The sequence below is a fragment of the Thalassotalea sp. PP2-459 genome, assembly GCF_001913705.1.
Taxonomy (GTDB): domain Bacteria; phylum Pseudomonadota; class Gammaproteobacteria; order Enterobacterales; family Alteromonadaceae; genus Thalassotalea_C; species Thalassotalea_C hakodatensis.
The window spans coordinates 1-15,327 of sequence record NZ_MKQD01000046.1 but is presented as its reverse complement, the minus strand read 5'-3'; the positions used below and the strand labels follow the sequence as shown (position 1 = coordinate 15,327).

Genomic DNA, 15,327 nt, shown 5'->3' with positions numbered 1-15,327 from the left:
TAGATTGAATTATTCAAATGCTTTTAGTGCTAAAGCGGGGTCAAGTTTGACATGTTTCCAATTAATACGCCAATCAAGGTGCGGCCCTGTGGCACGCCCTGTGGCACCAATAGCCGCCACTTTATCACCTTTGTTAACCGTATCCCCTTCTTTTACAAAACTATCACTTAAATGTAAAAAGGTTGAAGTAACGCCGTGCCCGTGATCGATGATCATCGTGCCACCTGAATAGAACATATCAGGAACATATAAGGTCACAATGCCTGACGCAGGTGCTATCACAGGTGTTCCAGTTGGTCCAGCGTAATCTAAACCATAATGTGGCCTACCAGGTTTACCATTATAAAAACGTTGGCTACCATAAACACCTGTGATTGTACCAGTTGCCGGTGCAATAAAGCCTTGGGTAAAGTCTAACCGGTGGCTGGTTTTATTGCGAGCCAAGTAAACTTGTTCAGCGTCTTTTTTTGCCCGTTTAACGTTGTTCGGATCGGGATTCATTATTTTTTTTGCGATCCCTTCAACCCGTTGAATATTATATTGCTGCTTTTTAGGTGTTAACGTTTTTGTGTAAACTGTTCCATCTGGCTTTTCTACCACAAGTTTTTTAGTTTTTGCTTCATCACGTGAAAAACCGAAAACAAAATCACCATTGTCAGACAATAAAAGTGGTTCACCATTTAAGCTGACTTTACTGTTAGGTATGGTTTTGCCAATAATCAAACCGCCCTGCTTAATAACGCCTTTAAGTGTTACTTCCTGAGCTGAAGCAGAAATAGTTATCGATGTTGATAGCAGAAACCCTGCTGCTAAGCTTACATATTTACTGTAATTAAGCATGTGCAATGGCTCCTTTACCAACACCTTCATACGCAATTACGGTAAAATTATCTTGAGGCTGTTGTAATTTTAATTGACGAGCAATGTAATCAGCTAATAATTCCACGGTAGAGTCACAATCAACAACTTCAAGAACCTTTGTTTCAACGGCAATGTCAAATCGACCTTGTGGCGCTTGATAAGCAAAGTAATGATGACTGTCTAATAATTTTGAATGTGCATTTTCAGACAATTGAATATGTTGTTTTGATACCCGATCATCTTCTGAGGCAATATAAATGTCTTGCCAACGATGACACCAAAAATGCTCTAAGTCAGTAGAACGATTGTCGTTGTGAAACAATTCAATTTTTGAACGGTGACCATGCGCAATTCGCTGACAATTACCATCATGTAATTTAAGGCCATGAGTATAATGATAAAAATCACTGTCTATTTTTTCTGGTCGTAACGTTAACTCTAAGCCAGCCACATTATTAGGTAATTGCGCTAAAATAATAGTGGTAAGATAATCAGTGACAGAGGAAATAGTGATTTCACTTGCCGGCAACTTTGCAAAAGCGCATGCAGGTGATTGCAAGTAATATTGTGCACGGCTCGCAGCTAAATCTACAAATTCATGTTCCTTATGAAAGGTAGATTCTGACACTTGTACCGATGAACATTGCTCTGGGATCAACAATTTATGATCGACTGCATCATCAATAATCGCTTTGATCTGCTTTTTAACTACTGCAAAATCAAGCACCATTTTCATATCGTTTAACGAACCATCAAGCAGCACATCAACAATCCAACTCTCTCCTACTATTCCTCGTTCTGAGCAACAATAGGAAAAATCAATAACGGTTAAATCTTTGACAAATAATTGCATTACTTACCTATTTATCTAAAACACGCCAATGAATATCTTCACCGGCTCTGATTGGAACAACTATATCGTCACCAAGTGCCATCGTTTCAGGAACTGACCAAGCTGACTTTTCAAGCGTAATGGTGTCTGAATTTACAGGCAAATTATAAAAACGTGGGCCATTTAAACTCGCAAACCCTTCTAATTTATCTAAGGCGCTTTCCTGTTCGAACACTTCAGCGTATAACTCGATAGCCGCATGAGCGGTATAAGAACCAGCACAACCGCAGGCTGATTCTTTAGCATCTTTAGGATGGGGGGCAGAATCAGTTCCTAAGAAAAATTTATTGCTACCACTTGTTGCTGCAGCAATTAATGCTTGCTGATGAATATTGCGTTTAAGAATAGGTAAACAGAAATAATGCGGCCTGATACCGCCAACCAACATATGATTGCGGTTATATAGTAAATGATGGGCTGTAATGGTAGCTGCAACATTTTCACTTGCACTATTTACAAAGTCTACCGCATTCTTAGTAGTAATGTGTTCAAGTACTACTTTTAAGTTAGGATGCTTAGCCACTAATGGTTTCAAAATAGTGTCAATAAAAACGGCTTCCCGGTCAAAAATATCAATATCTACGCTGGTTACTTCGCCATGAATTAATAATGGCATATCAAGCGATTCCAGCTCTGCAATAACGCTGGCAATGTTATCAACATTGGTTACACCTGAAGATGAGTTTGTTGTAGCCCCTGCCGGATAAAGCTTTGCAGCATACACAATGCCACTTTCTTTAGCTGCTTTGATATCTTGCGCTGTTGTATTATCAGTAAGATATAACACCATTAACGGTTTAAATGTTGATGACGGATTGTTCGCCATAATACGTTGGTAATAAGCCTCGGCCATCTCTTTATTAGTGATTGGTGGTACTAAGTTTGGCATCACAATAGCACGGCCAAAGTAGCGGCTAATATCAGCTACAGTAGTACTTAAAAACTCACCATCACGTAAATGCACATGCCAATCGTCAGGTCGAGTAATCGTTAATGTATTCATGAATATCCTTTACTTGTGTTCTATATATTGCCAACGCGTTTATTCGAAAGGTTGGCTAGTTTGCGCCGCTCTATCTTCATCTTGCAACAGCTTAAGTAACTGTTCTTTTAAATTAGGCGGTATTTTATAAATGGTTAAACTATCGTTAGCAGCATTATACACAACATCTTGCCCAAAATGACTGCGCTCGAAACTGATACTGATGCCTGCACCGTATCCTGAATATTTAGTCACTTTATTTACAATAGCTTGCTCATGCGGAAATGACTCTTCTAATGGATAGTCATTTTCTTGGCAAAAAGAGTAAAAGTCTTGCTCAGCACCTTCTTTAGATATCATATTACCAAGCTCTTTAATAGAAACATCTTGAGCAGAAGCTTTTTGATCTTTGCAATACGATAAAAGTTCCTTGCGAGTATCTTGTTTTTCATTTGCATCTAGTTGATTCACCGATACAAAATCTTCCACCGCTTTTACTAACGTTTGTGTTTGCTCTTTCGCATCTAAACCTTCTTGACAGCATAAAAAATCAAGAAAAAAATCAGAAATCTTTCGACCTGCTCGGCCTTTAATAAACGAAATATAACGATTACCCTCAGCGTTTTGCTGAAAATCAAATAAATCAATGCGTGCAGCAAGCTGTAGTTTAGAAGTATCTAAATGTTTATTGGCCGAGATGGTAAGGTCACCATCAACAGAATAATGCTCTGATACGGGAATAACTGCTACTAACAAATATCTGCCGCCCATATATTCATAATAGCAAAAAACCAAGTAGCCATTTTCTTCTATGTCGTACTTTTCTAGTTCAAGCTTCAATAGTGCTGTTGATTTTTTACTGAAATCATTGAAAGGTTCTGACTCATCAAGATAATCAGTGATCAATTCAATAAAGTTTTTGTGATCAGAAGGTGTTGGCTCATTAGAGAAATGGCCATATGCTTTACTGCCCTTTCCGTTGTATATGTTATGTAATGAATCAACGAAATTTTCAATGCGAGGTGTGATCTCAACCTGATCGGGGCCGAACGTTACCTGAACATCACTGTTTTCGCCAGTTCTAGTAATATAATGAAGTGCTATGTTAGAAATTATTAAACTCATAAGTATTGTCAGTATGATATTGAGTAAGCTTTTGATAAACTTAACGCAATTATTAAAGATTTTTAAATATTATTATGCCTATTGTATCTAAGTATTCGAACGAACGTGTAGAAAAAATTATTCAAGACCTACAAAATGTATTAGTTGACGAAAAAGTAACCGCTGATCTCGCCTTAATGTGTTTGGGTAATGTTGTTACCAGCATCATTGAGCATGATATAAAAGAAGCTCAACAGCAAGCGATGGTTGATAATTTTACTAACGCGTTAAAAAAATCGATTAACAAATAAATACACCTTAACAATAAACACGAATAAGAGTAACAAAGTTTAATGGTTTCAAATAAATCATCAACATACAGTAAACGGTTAATGCCTCTAGTTAGTTGGAGTCATTGGTTTACTTTTTTCAATATTCTGGCGGCAATTTTACTATCAACGTTTTATTTGTTTACCGAATCAATACCTGAAACGCTATTAGGTAAAGTGTATTTAATCACAACTTGGTTAAGCCACATGGGATTTTTAACCTTCATTGGTTTTGTATTGTTGATATTCCCATTAACGTTAATTATTCCTAAAACACGCTTCATTCGGGCTACTGCATCAATTGTGTTTACCTTTGGGCTTTTATTATTATTACTTGATGCCTTTATTTATGCACGACTAGGTTATCATTTAAACGCTTCGTCTAGCGACCAAATAATCTCATTAATTCAAACACAAATCAGCCAAAATAGCCGTGCTTTTTGGTTTATTAGCTTATTATTATTTTTTGCTATTTTTACCTTTGAATTAGTGGTGAGTAACTATGCCTGGAAACACTTAAGACAATTACAAAAAAATACATACGCAAAATTTGTTGTGTTTGGTTTAGTAGCGTCTTTCTTTTTTAGCCATATCACTCATATCTGGGCAGATGCAAACCTTGAATATGACGTGTTAAGACAAGACACGGTACTACCATTATCGTACCCTGCTACGGCAAAAACGTTACTCACTAAATACGGAATGTTTGATAAAAACGATTATATGGCAAGACGTACTAGTCCGTTATCATTTGGCAAACAAACACCTAAATACCCTATTATAACGCAGGCTTGTGAAACTGAATTCTCCCCTAGAAACAGCGCTATTTTAGTATTGACGAATAGCGATATATCTCAACGTCAAATTGCACAATTTTCTCGAAGAGCTAGTGAAAATGCCTTACCGCTCGTTAAACACATAGATAACGCGTTACCAAAAAACTCTTGGTTTAATTTGCTTTATAGCCTACCTACCATTTATAAAAAACCGATTATTGCAGAACAAAAGCCACCGGTGCTTTTCCAAGTTTTAGCGGCTAAAAATCTTACCACTAACCTTACCGTATTCTCTAGTAAAGAAGATGAAAGTCTATTGGAATATCAAGGACTTTTTGATCATGTAAATTATTTTGAAAATATTTCAAACTTTGTTGTCGGAAAAAAGCTATCTTCCAATAAACAAGCACTACATATTTATTACTTTGCAGAAAATGATCAGTATCAGTTTGAATTATTTGTTGATGCTTTATTACTTGCACAACGAAGTAAACAAGAAAAAGATACTATTTGGATCAGTGGCATTGGTAATAACCGAATTGAAAATGGTTTAAATATTAAACCCGCGCTCTTTATTAACCCAAAAAGTGAAGCTAAAGCACCAAATCGTTTAACCAGTCATTTTGATTTAGTTCCAACCATATTAACTACTTGGCTGAACTGCCCTCTTAGAGGAATTAATCATAGTGTTGGTAAAGACATCACAACGTTATATCAAAGTCGTATTATTGCCAATACGGTTGATAATGGCATCATGGTATTTAGCAAAGATAAATCAGTTTTAGTTGATCAGAACGGTAATTTTCAAAGTTACTCTCGTCAACTTGAATCCCCCATTATGGTCAATAGAGACTTTCCGTTAATGATTGATGGTGTTCACTTTATCAAACAATACAGTCAAACATCAGATAAAAAAGATGGCTCGAGTGATTAATAAAAAACCAATTAGTTTGTAAAGCAATATTATTGATTGCATTAAAAATATAAAGCGCTATTATACTGCGCTATCGGGATATAGCGCAGTCTGGTAGCGCGTGCGTCTGGGGGACGTGAGGTCGCAGGTTCAAGTCCTGCTATCCCGACCATTTTCATCTGAAAAATATTATAATTTACACTCATTGCTTATCGTTTCAAACGGATTAATTATAATATTGCTTCTTTAGTTATCTATAACAACATCACGGCATTTTAATACTACGCTGCTGAAAAATTATAGCCAAAACAACTTCATTAACCCTAAATTAATCACGTAACCACCAATACAGAGAAACAAAAATAAACAAAAAGCTAGTAACAATGGCTTGATCCCCGCGTTACGTATCGCACTTATGTGGGTACGTAAACCTAAAGCGACCATCGCAATAGTTAATAAAATATTATCTAACCAAGCAATGCTTTGAGAAACTTCATAAGATATCCATGAAGTTGAATGAACACCACTTGCTAAAATAAAAAATAATGCAAACCAAGGAAACTCAATGTGAGATTCATGCCCATTTGTATTATTTTTGTTGAGCCAAATAGATAAAAAGAATAAAAACGGTCAATATAAAAATCTAGTTAAGCAATCAGCATTGGCTTTTACGGGAGCCTGGTTCAGGTACGCTAGAAATTTCAAAACAGCTATTGGAACAAAAAAATATTAAAGTTATAAATAGAATGCAACTAGGCAGCAATGAAGCCATTGCGAGAGCAGTTGCACAAGGTTTAGGCGTTGCCCTATTACCAAATGTTGTAACTGAAGAGTTAGTGCAGCTTGGTAAACTAAAACGTCTAGAACCGCTAAATAATGAGAAAACATCAAGATCTTTATACCAATTAAAATATAAAGAAAGACCTAGTTCCCATGCCGCTAATGCGTTTGAAGCAATCTTATTTACTGTTTGAACACATTAATTTGGGTTTGTGTTTTTTTGATTTGTAAGTATTTTAGCGATCCGACTATTTATAATTTCTGATAAATTCCAATTATACAACTTAGGATCCGTTGTACTATAGAATTGAATTACCACAGCATCTAGGTCTTTGTAATAATTAGCGAAACTTTGATATCCAGGCACCCAACCAGCATGTTCGAACTTATAAATGCTAGAGTATATTTCCTGCTCTTTCCCTGAAAAAACAGAGCCGTCGTTTAATGCTTTTACAAAAAGGCCAACATTTTCAGCTGTCGCGAGCATACCATGTTCGTCTTCCTTTAAATCAAAAGGGTGTCCGACATGATAACCACTCATTACCTGTTCAAGCGTAACTTCATCTAGGCCAGAATATGTATTCACTAAGTTAAGTGGCGTAAGAATTCGTGCTTTAATAAATTGAAAATTATCGTAACCCAAGACCTCATCCATTATTTTATTTATTAACAGATAATTAGTATTGCTATATTCATAACCATCCCCGGGTTTAAAATTAGCCGGTTTATTTAAAATTAATGCTAAGCTTTCTTCGTAAGTTTCGGTTGGAGTACCCCAGAAATTTTCTGTATCGGTAAAATTTGGTATTCCACTTCGATGTTCTACCATCATTTTTAGAGTGATACTTTCTGCATATTGAATTTGACCGACTAGTTCTGGTAAATAATCTGCAAGGCTTTTATTCAATGAAAGCTTTCCATCGTTAACTAACTTTGCTACTGCAACAGCATCGTAAAGTTTGCTAATGCTGGCAATTTTGAAAAGCGCTTTAGGTTTGGCAGCTACTTTAGCTTCTTTATTATGCCAACCTGCTGTATAAACCTGAGCTGGCTTACCTGTTTGGTTAATATATACAATCATGCCGTCAAAACCATGTTCTATGGCTTCATCTAATTGTTGTTGTATTGTATTAGGTAACGGTAGTAGCCATGCCTTTACTAATAGCCACGGCACAAAATATAATGAAAAAATAGACGTAATAATAAGCGAAAAACCGAATATTTTTTTTGCCTTTGGTTTTATCAAATTACACCTCAATATATTAATTATCAAACATTACGAATGATTTGAAATCGCTAACCCACTCCCTATTTGTTAGTATACTAAAAATTTACTAAACGACATCAACCAACTAAATTGAAAGAATAGATGAATAACTAACCTAGTTAGCAGTATACCTATTTACTAAGTTTTTGGATAATACGACGTAAAAGTTAAGTCATTATGACCTTTAATAAGAAGATGCACCTCGGCTGGTTTATCCCAATTTATTTTTTCAAATACAGCAATGAATTCATGTAGCTCCAAATAATCTACGGCAGCAACAAACATATCACAACTAATCGTTTTGTGGCCACCAGCACTATTTTCTACTGAATTAAGCCTTGTGCCTTGATATTTTTTAGATAAATATTCATTAATTGTATCTATACTACCGTAATCACTGTTCATCCAAGCCCCATCTTGTATGGCGGTAGTAAGGATAATATTCGTTATACAAGTCATAAGTTAATCAAACCTTTCAGAAAAATAACGTTAGTATCATATATGCAATACGCAAGATATTTAATAGCTATCCATCTAAAGAAGTGACCACTGCAATTTTGGCTGAGATGATTTCTTTATGCTGAGAAATAATGCACTTTAAAACTTGCCTACTTCCTTGGTATATAACACATGTTAAAGACAAGTAATATGTTGGCCAAAATAAGCGACACTAGGGCAAAAGCCAGCTGTTTTTTTGCCTCATTTAATTTTCATCGTATAGATAATATCCCACAAAATAATAATACTTCCAGTGTAGTGAGCGCCTAACTTTAGCTGCCACTTGTGTTTTTTGATTAATGTTCACTCAAAACAATTTATTGCGCGCGAGTGATTCTTGCTTGTGAGAAACTTGTGGACTTTGACACTTTATAATCATCATTTAAGTTAAAAAGGCTCCTTTTTCGCGGACTACCTTTTTACAATATAAATACAACAAAAAAATAAATACATAAGAACAAAGGCTTAACAGATAATTTACTTGTTTGTATTTTTATTGATTTGTTGTTTAACGTGAAGTTTTTTATTATTTAATCGTGCTTGATTAAGAAGTAAAAGCCGTTAATTAGCACAAAGTTAATAGACAGCCCAGCGCTATTTATATGCAGCCTCAAGTTTTGCCCTTTTTAATTAAAGACTATATTTATCAACAGGAACACATAATGCGCATCCAAGAAAAGCCAGACGACTCACTCAAGGCTCGTTCTAAATGCAGTGATGATAATACAGATAAACCCAGTATTTTAGGAGCTCTATATATAACCTTTTTAGTACTCATTGGAACACTGCTTATTCAGTTTATTTTTCTTATACCACTCTTAATTAATGGCATGTTAACCCTTGATATGTTTAATTTGTCACAACGTGAATATAGTGAAGCACTTGGCACTGCTGGCGAATCATTTGTTTTATTAGCCGAGTTAATCGCTATTATAATTTGTATAAAAATAGCTTTTTACATCCAAAACATCCCTTTCAGTTCCTTAGGCTTTAAACTAAATGGTTATAAAACTGATGCGATATTAGGCGCGTTGGCGGGAATTATTATTATAGCAACATGTTTCTTTTTATTAGTCAGCAAAGGTTATATCTCATATACAGTTCGGCCATTTAACCTTGTACCATGGTTAGCAAGTTGTTCACTTTTTTTAATAGTAGCAATGTTAGAAGAAATTTTATGCCGAGGGTTTATCCAAGGTCTTTTAATGAGGGCAACGACACCCTACTTAGCTTTATTTATTTCCTCAATGATTTTCATGGTACTCCATTTAGGTAATGATAATTGGACATTAATATCGCTAATTAACTTAGCACTAGCAGGTGTTACTTTTGGCCTTTATTATTTACACACCAGAAATTTATGGTTCCCCATTATGCTTCACTTTACTTGGAATTTTTTTCAAGGTACCGTTTTGGGCTTCGAAGTTAGCGGTCATAAAATGGAAAGTTGGCTAGTAATTGTTCGTAACGAAAACTCGTTAATTACCGGAGGAAACTTTGGTTTAGAAGGTTCGGTTCTAGTGACAGCCTTTGAAATACTATTAATTATATTGATCCAATTAACGTTCGCTGCAAGTAAAACTAAATCAAATGAACGAAAATTGATTAATTTAACATCCAGTGCTTAACGTTTCTCAGAACATGTAGTGTTTATCAATGAATTTATAAATGGTTATAAATACCAACGAAGAAGCAGAATAGATAGGACATCCAGTAGAATAGTTAAAAATCTAAAATCTTTAATCACAAACATTACAGTACCTAAAATTTTTTTGACAATTTATACAGTCGCTAATTTAAAAAGGCAGAGCCATATCGAGTTTGTTCAAATTGTGTAGCAAAGCGGAACCACCTAAGCTGTTAACAGTCCGGCTTAAATTTTTGTTAGCCGTATTTAACTCTGTAAAAGAAACCTGCGTAGATCGCGTTCTTGTCGCATAACATGTAAAATATAAACTTTGTCGCTATCCACTTTATAAAAAATACGACAAGGATTAATATTCACTTCACGATAATTTAAGTTCATCAATTCATGTGGTTTTTACCAGATTCAGGATGATTTTCTAATCTAGATATTTTATCAAATACTTTCTGAGTCAACTTTTTTTGCAGCAGAAAGATTACTTAAAGCAATATATTCAGCGATCTCGTTTAAATCATCTAGGGCTGAGGAAGTCCATATTACTTCAGCCATTTACTCATTTTCTCTTTTGCTTCTTGATTTGAGAAAGTTTCACCATTTTTAATTGCTTGCTCACCGCGTGCTACACCTTCAAGAATAGCCAATCTCTGTTGCATAAACTCATAATCTTCTACATCAACTAAGTAAGCAGATGGTTGACCATGTTCAGTTATCAGTACGGGTTCTTTTGATGTATGTAGGTCAGCGAGAATTTTAGTAGCTTGCCGTTTAAGTGTTGTTACAAGTTCAACTCTCATGATAAATCTTATATAAACATTCAAATAATGTATCACAATAGTATCACATTAACTCAAGGTTACAATCTTACTCCTTAGTGAACAGCAGATTTAATAAAGCACGGCGAACACAACGGGAAATACAATGATAATAAGGTGTAGCCGCCAAACATACTTGACGACTTCTGGCGATAGTCATTTCGCTTCCTTGCGATTGATTTACAATGACTCAAAGATTAGACAAACACTGGAATTTTACAAGTTAATTGTGGGTGTCTAGATTATTTTCTAAACTTAACAAACGATAAGTAAATGAGTTATTCACCCTAACGCCTAAATAACAGGCTTAAAATTGTTGGCTATAATACCGAGCGAAGCGAAACCGAGCAAACTGTTAGCAGTGATCTTCCCCCGCTACTATGAACCTTTATTTTTTAAAAACTAAAATCAGACTAAAAAATTGCAGGGTCAGTCACATCCCATATTTTAAGTTTAGTTAGGATTTTCGGTATTTCGTAAGTAAAAACATTTGCATCGAGTGAAGAGCTATTACACATACCAACAAAGGCTACTTGCTCCTTGGGTCTACGGATATAACTAGTGCTTGTACCCATCCATCCGCCATTGTGCAGCGTATAATTTGGCTCTATATATTGCCCATTAGCATAAAAAGTTATTCCGTTGTTTTCGAATGAGTGTTGACTATTTGGCGTATTAAATTGAGCCATCAATTTGTTAGGAGCATCACCTAATTTCGGGGTATAAAAGTGATTATCCCAAATCAACATATCTTCGAGTGTCGTTTAAAGACCACCGTCACCCACAACAAAAATATTTGTTTCATAACGTTTTAATCCAATATCTTTGAATGTTCTATACCCTTCGGCACGGTTAGGTACTATCTCTCGCATATCATCAGCGAAAAAAGTGTCGTGCATCCCAAGCGGTTCAAATATATATTTTGTAGTGTACTCCCGCATGGACATGCCACTGACTTTAGCGACTAACTCCGACAATAAAAAATAAGCGAAGTTACTATAAGCCTGTTGCGTATCAGGCTGATGCTCTAAAGGAAGCGATTTTATGACATCGTAGTATTCTTCTTTGGTCAGGTAGTCCTCATCACCAAGTCTGAACGGACCACCTGCGGTCGACAGTAGTGGTTTGGGTAAGAGCGATTGAAGTGTATCGTAATCTGCCATTCCTGAAACGTGACCTAACATTGAGTTAATAGTTACTTTTACACCATAGTCTTTCAATTCAGTAAGATGTTTCCGTATATCATCATCAAGGTTAATTTCCCCTTTTTCTGCTAATAGCAATACCGCAAACCCGGTGAATTGTTTGGATACAGATGCCATACGAAATACTGATATTGAACTGAGCGGAACCTGGTGTTCGATGTTTGCCAAACCGTAGCTTTTCTTGAATAAAAATTGTTGATTCTTAATAATACCTACAGAGCACCCCGGTCCATTAGTTGGAATAGACTCTTCTGCAATTCTATCAATTTCCTTTTCCAGCAGCGTTAGTTGGGTTTCGTTTCCCATAACGCTAAATGAAAGTAACAAAATAACCCCAGCGATTCCTTGAATACTTTTATACATTAATTTTCCCTTTTTTTATTATTAACTATTCTGATAGTTGTGTAGTTTCATCACTTTCCTTTACATCAAGCAGACAAATAAACTACGTAACACCTCGTAGGTTCACTTTTTTTGTTGAAAAAGTCAACAAAGTGATGAAATGAGCAAAATCGGATGATCACAATTATTGTTATTGGCACTGAAGACATATTTCGAAATTTTGATTACGGCAGCTTTAGCCTTACAGTGCCTTAAAATTAATAAATATCAGATTTTCTCTTGCTAACACTTACATTTAAAAGTGGCAAACCAAAATGCAATTGGATGGTTAGGCTTGATGCAATTGAGTGGCACTAATGGTAGATATTTTCCATCAAAACTCGACGCCTACGCCTAGGGCAACTAACGCTAAGCTAAGCGGAAAAATACAGTTAGGCTAAACTGCGCTAAGCGCGAGCCAACTGTAATTTTTCCGTTTGAGCGCCTTGTATGGATAATACACCCATCTTTTTTATTCTTTTTAAACATCTTTAGGTAAAGTGAGACCCAGGCTTAAGCAGCAACTTAAGCTTTCCTTGTCGTAGTTCGATTGAGTGATGGCTCCTCAGTTGAGAGACCGATAACAAGAACGAACGCGACAAAGGACTCCAAGCACCACACTCGAATAGTCTACTGGGTCTCGAACCCGCATTATGCAAGTAAGAGTTAGCTTATTATGAATACAAAAACAAAGCAAAACATAAACGTTGGTGTCGATACGGGTAAATATCAACTCGACATTTATATTCGTCCTCTCGATATATATTTCACAGTGAACAATGATGAAACAGGCATTAAAAAAGCCGTTTCTATTATCAAAAAACACAAACCAACGCGCATCATCATTGAAGCAACAGGACGCCTTGAAATGCCGTTCATTATGGCATGTGCCAAAGCAAACTTACCGTTTGTGATAGCCAACCCGGTTCATATTAAACGTTTTGCTGGTGCCATTGGTCAACGCGCTAAAACCGACAAACTCGATGCCCAATTAATTGCCCATTATGGTGAGGCGATTAAACCCAGGCTGTCACAGTTGAAACCAGATACCATGCAGGTTATGAGTGATTTAGTTGCGCGTAGAAATCAACTTCTTGTGATGCAAACCATGGAAAAGAACCGCTTACAAATACTCCCAAAGAACCTCGCCATGACAATAAAACCAATACTCACAGCATTTAAAAATCAAATAGATAAAATAGAAAAGAAAATCGTCGAAGTCATCGAGAGCTGTCCTGATTATCAAGCCAAAAACATGATTTTACAAAGCATGACTGGGATTGGAAAAATAGCCGCAGCATCTATCATCAGTAACTTACCAGAATTGGGCTATATCAACAGTAAACAAGCGGCAGCCTTAGTGGGAGTAGCACCAATGAATAGAGAAAGTGGGCGATATAAAGGCCAAAGAAAGATACAAGGAGGTCGTGCACAAGTTAGAACCGTATTGTACATGGCAATGATGTCAGCGATGCAATCAAACCCCGTTTTTAAAGCAACATATCAACGATTACTGGCCGTTGGTAAACCTAAAAGAGTTGCGATAATAGCGTGTATCAGAAAGATGATTGTGATTTTAAATTCGATGCTCAGAGACGGTGTAATGTGGGAAGCGCCAAAAGTGTAAAATTAACTATTGACGCCATAGTCTCTTGTTAGCTAGACATCAACCATACGAAGATGCCAAAAAATGGAAATATAAACAACCCAAACATAAAAAACGAAAAGAATAAGCTGGAGAACCATTGAGCTAATTTTGATTCAGCAACACCATTACGATTAGGCATAGCCAAAAATTTATTTATGAAAGTTCTATGTTGTTCAAAATTTACATCGAAGCAAGAAATCACCATTTGAAAAATGGCAGACCACATTAAAAGATAGCCAGAAGAAGCAAAAGCAAACATTAGCCAAATAGATTCAGATTCGTTTTTTAACAATACTACGCACACAGCCAAAACGGTTATGCTTACAAAAAATAAGGCATCGATTAACTTTTTATGGTGCCCTAATTTAGAGCCTAACTTTTCAAATAATACTGGAGTTGGCATATTGTCTAGCTAACGCCACGCTAAGCGGCAAAAAATTGTTGGCTAAAATAGTGAACGTAGTGAACAAAAGCCAACTATTTTTTGTCCGTTCTTGAGCGCCTTGTTAGCTTTCTACATATTCAAAAGTACAAATGTTTTCCAAATCTGAGGTTTTATAACCAGATTTACCAACGATCATTTTATTTGAATATTTAGCAACAAAGAACTTTCGGTCAATATAATCTTCCTTTCCGAAGTATATATCTTTAATGCCTACATAATGTATTAGATCAGCAAACCATACACCAAACTCTCGATAATCGAACTGTGGACTCACAGAATCAAGCCCTGCCTGTTTATGAAAGTCATATGTCTTTAAATCGTTTTTGGTATTTATAACGTCGGTGCTAAATACTTTATAAACTTCCCCAGGCTGACCACTCATCCATGTAAAATGCGAGTACACATATTCATTAACGCCATCATTATCTATGTCAAAGACAGCATAATTTACGTTGTTAAGCAAAGAGTAGTCATCGGATAACTTTCGCTGCCTCCACTCTGGCGTTCCCTTTTTCCAGCCAATAACTTTGCAGCTTCTCTAAAGCTTGAAGTGGCTTTCATTAGTCGAATTGAAAATAGCTTGGTACAAACTTTATTTTCTGAACCTTTCGATAGTTCGACATGTTTAGCAAGTGTATTACAAGAAAAAACCAGAGCTAGAACAAAAATTATTGATCGCATCATATACCTGAAAGCTAGACATAATGACTCCCCACGAAAGTGCTGATCTCCAATCATTCGTGGATTAGCTGATAGCCAGAGCCATAATTAGTTTGTTAAATACTAAAA

At 35.9% G+C, this 15,327-nt stretch carries 15 protein-coding genes, 1 tRNA gene and 4 pseudogenes; 6 read left to right on the top strand and 14 right to left on the bottom strand.

The genetic code is table 11. The features are described from left to right. Window positions 1–9 precede the first annotated feature (9 nt). Genes BI291_RS11640 through yejK form a run of 4 tightly spaced genes read right to left on the bottom strand, consistent with a single transcriptional unit; the run spans window position 10 to window position 3,860 of the window. Window positions 10–840, bottom strand: coding sequence for a M23 family metallopeptidase (locus BI291_RS11640; RefSeq protein WP_074498940.1), 831 nt, complete (start codon window positions 838–840; stop codon window positions 10–12). After that, window positions 833–1,714, bottom strand: coding sequence for a 6-carboxytetrahydropterin synthase (locus BI291_RS11635; RefSeq protein ID WP_074498939.1), 882 nt, complete (start codon window positions 1,712–1,714; stop codon window positions 833–835). Before BI291_RS11635 ends, BI291_RS11640 begins: the two co-directional genes overlap by 8 nt. Before the next feature lie 7 nt (window positions 1,715–1,721). Further along, complete coding sequence (gene pyrC / locus BI291_RS11630; RefSeq protein WP_074498938.1) at window positions 1,722–2,756, bottom strand: dihydroorotase; 1,035 nt, start codon at window positions 2,754–2,756, stop codon at window positions 1,722–1,724. A gap of 39 nt (window positions 2,757–2,795) precedes the next feature. Continuing rightward, window positions 2,796–3,860, bottom strand: a complete 1,065-nt coding sequence (gene yejK, locus BI291_RS11625) for a nucleoid-associated protein YejK (protein ID WP_074498937.1) — start codon at window positions 3,858–3,860, stop codon at window positions 2,796–2,798. 74 nt (window positions 3,861–3,934) lie between these two features. Between yejK and BI291_RS11620 the strand changes: the two genes are divergently transcribed. The 3 genes from BI291_RS11620 (at window position 3,935) to BI291_RS11610 (ending at window position 6,029) form a co-directional block, all read left to right on the top strand. Continuing rightward, window positions 3,935–4,150 (top strand): DUF1414 domain-containing protein, encoded by a 216-nt coding sequence (locus tag BI291_RS11620; RefSeq protein WP_074498936.1) that lies wholly within the window; start codon window positions 3,935–3,937, stop codon window positions 4,148–4,150. Window positions 4,151–4,192: 42 nt separating this feature from the next. Further along, the gene (locus tag BI291_RS11615; protein WP_074498935.1) at window positions 4,193–5,878 is read left to right on the top strand and encodes a DUF3413 domain-containing protein; all 1,686 of its coding nucleotides are present in this window, start codon (window positions 4,193–4,195) and stop codon (window positions 5,876–5,878) included. 74 nt (window positions 5,879–5,952) lie between these two features. Next, window positions 5,953–6,029 (top strand) — tRNA-Pro (locus BI291_RS11610). Between the two features lie 125 nt (window positions 6,030–6,154). On the opposite strand, the pseudogene BI291_RS11605 reads toward BI291_RS11610, so the two are convergent. Then, window positions 6,155–6,433, bottom strand: a pseudogene (locus BI291_RS11605) (putative sulfate exporter family transporter); the annotation flags it as partial. Window positions 6,434–6,489: 56 nt separating this feature from the next. On the opposite strand from BI291_RS11605, the pseudogene BI291_RS11600 reads away from it, so the two are divergent. Then, a pseudogene (locus BI291_RS11600) lies at window positions 6,490–6,831 on the top strand (LysR substrate-binding domain-containing protein); the annotation flags it as partial. A 5-nt stretch (window positions 6,832–6,836) separates the two neighbouring features. On the opposite strand, the gene BI291_RS11595 reads toward BI291_RS11600, so the two are convergent. Together BI291_RS11595 and BI291_RS11590 are read right to left on the bottom strand one after the other, a co-directional pair. After that, window positions 6,837–7,880, bottom strand: coding sequence for a serine hydrolase (locus tag BI291_RS11595; RefSeq protein WP_139302611.1), 1,044 nt, complete (start codon window positions 7,878–7,880; stop codon window positions 6,837–6,839). A gap of 162 nt (window positions 7,881–8,042) precedes the next feature. Beyond that, window positions 8,043–8,363 (bottom strand): hypothetical protein, encoded by a 321-nt coding sequence (locus BI291_RS11590; RefSeq protein WP_074498932.1) that lies wholly within the window; start codon window positions 8,361–8,363, stop codon window positions 8,043–8,045. A 701-nt stretch (window positions 8,364–9,064) separates the two neighbouring features. On the opposite strand from BI291_RS11590, the gene BI291_RS11585 reads away from it, so the two are divergent. Further along, window positions 9,065–10,030, top strand: a complete 966-nt coding sequence (locus tag BI291_RS11585; protein ID WP_175573117.1) for a CPBP family intramembrane glutamic endopeptidase — start codon at window positions 9,065–9,067, stop codon at window positions 10,028–10,030. Between the two features lie 353 nt (window positions 10,031–10,383). Here BI291_RS11585 and BI291_RS11580 read toward each other — a convergent pair. The 5 genes and pseudogenes from BI291_RS11580 to BI291_RS11560 form a co-directional block, all read right to left on the bottom strand. Then, a pseudogene (locus tag BI291_RS11580) lies at window positions 10,384–10,596 on the bottom strand (type II toxin-antitoxin system RelE/ParE family toxin); the annotation flags it as partial. Beyond that, a complete protein-coding gene (locus BI291_RS11575; RefSeq protein WP_074498930.1) occupies window positions 10,584–10,841 on the bottom strand; it encodes a type II toxin-antitoxin system Phd/YefM family antitoxin in 258 nt (85 codons plus the stop codon). The gene BI291_RS11575 and the pseudogene BI291_RS11580, both read right to left, overlap by 13 nt. 91 nt (window positions 10,842–10,932) lie before the next feature. After that, window positions 10,933–11,019 (bottom strand): annotated as a pseudogene (locus BI291_RS18590) (Mobile element protein); the annotation flags it as partial. Window positions 11,020–11,272: 253 nt separating this feature from the next. Then, a complete protein-coding gene (locus BI291_RS18325; RefSeq protein WP_074498929.1) occupies window positions 11,273–11,608 on the bottom strand; it encodes a hypothetical protein in 336 nt (111 codons plus the stop codon). Between the two features lie 15 nt (window positions 11,609–11,623). Then, window positions 11,624–12,427 carry a serine hydrolase gene (locus BI291_RS11560; protein ID WP_074498928.1) on the bottom strand — a complete coding sequence of 268 codons (804 nt, stop codon included), beginning with the start codon at window positions 12,425–12,427 and terminating at the stop codon, window positions 11,624–11,626. Window positions 12,428–13,121: 694 nt separating this feature from the next. On the opposite strand from BI291_RS11560, the gene BI291_RS11555 reads away from it, so the two are divergent. Beyond that, window positions 13,122–14,072, top strand: coding sequence for an IS110 family transposase (locus BI291_RS11555; protein ID WP_074498927.1), 951 nt, complete (start codon window positions 13,122–13,124; stop codon window positions 14,070–14,072). A gap of 28 nt (window positions 14,073–14,100) precedes the next feature. Here the strand turns inward: BI291_RS11555 and BI291_RS11550 are convergent, their stop codons facing one another. Then, window positions 14,101–14,496 (bottom strand): hypothetical protein, encoded by a 396-nt coding sequence (locus BI291_RS11550; RefSeq protein ID WP_074498926.1) that lies wholly within the window; start codon window positions 14,494–14,496, stop codon window positions 14,101–14,103. Window positions 14,497–14,599: 103 nt separating this feature from the next. Next, window positions 14,600–15,001: a hypothetical protein gene (locus BI291_RS11545; protein ID WP_074498925.1), complete on the bottom strand. Its 402-nt coding sequence runs from the start codon at window positions 14,999–15,001 to the stop codon at window positions 14,600–14,602. Between the last annotated feature and the right edge of the window lie 326 nt (window positions 15,002–15,327).

Excerpts from the sequence above, each read along its gene's own strand:
- BI291_RS11640 (WP_074498940.1), bottom strand. The coding sequence starts at position 840 with ATGCTTAATTACAGTAAATATGTAAGCTTAGCAGCAGGGTTTCTGCTA.
- BI291_RS11635 (WP_074498939.1), bottom strand. The coding sequence starts at position 1,714 with ATGCAATTATTTGTCAAAGATTTAACCGTTATTGATTTTTCCTATTGT.
- BI291_RS11620 (WP_074498936.1), top strand. The coding sequence starts at position 3,935 with ATGCCTATTGTATCTAAGTATTCGAACGAACGTGTAGAAAAAATTATT.
- BI291_RS11585 (WP_175573117.1), top strand. The coding sequence starts at position 9,065 with ATGCGCATCCAAGAAAAGCCAGACGACTCACTCAAGGCTCGTTCTAAA.
- BI291_RS11560 (WP_074498928.1), bottom strand. The coding sequence starts at position 12,427 with ATGTATAAAAGTATTCAAGGAATCGCTGGGGTTATTTTGTTACTTTCA.
- BI291_RS11550 (WP_074498926.1), bottom strand. The coding sequence starts at position 14,496 with ATGCCAACTCCAGTATTATTTGAAAAGTTAGGCTCTAAATTAGGGCAC.
- BI291_RS11590 (WP_074498932.1), bottom strand. The coding sequence starts at position 8,363 with ATGACTTGTATAACGAATATTATCCTTACTACCGCCATACAAGATGGG.
- yejK (WP_074498937.1), bottom strand. The coding sequence starts at position 3,860 with ATGAGTTTAATAATTTCTAACATAGCACTTCATTATATTACTAGAACT.
- BI291_RS11615 (WP_074498935.1), top strand. The coding sequence starts at position 4,193 with ATGGTTTCAAATAAATCATCAACATACAGTAAACGGTTAATGCCTCTA.
- BI291_RS11555 (WP_074498927.1), top strand. The coding sequence starts at position 13,122 with ATGAATACAAAAACAAAGCAAAACATAAACGTTGGTGTCGATACGGGT.
- pyrC (WP_074498938.1), bottom strand. The coding sequence starts at position 2,756 with ATGAATACATTAACGATTACTCGACCTGACGATTGGCATGTGCATTTA.
- BI291_RS18325 (WP_074498929.1), bottom strand. The coding sequence starts at position 11,608 with ATGTTGATTTGGGATAATCACTTTTATACCCCGAAATTAGGTGATGCT.
- BI291_RS11575 (WP_074498930.1), bottom strand. The coding sequence starts at position 10,841 with ATGAGAGTTGAACTTGTAACAACACTTAAACGGCAAGCTACTAAAATT.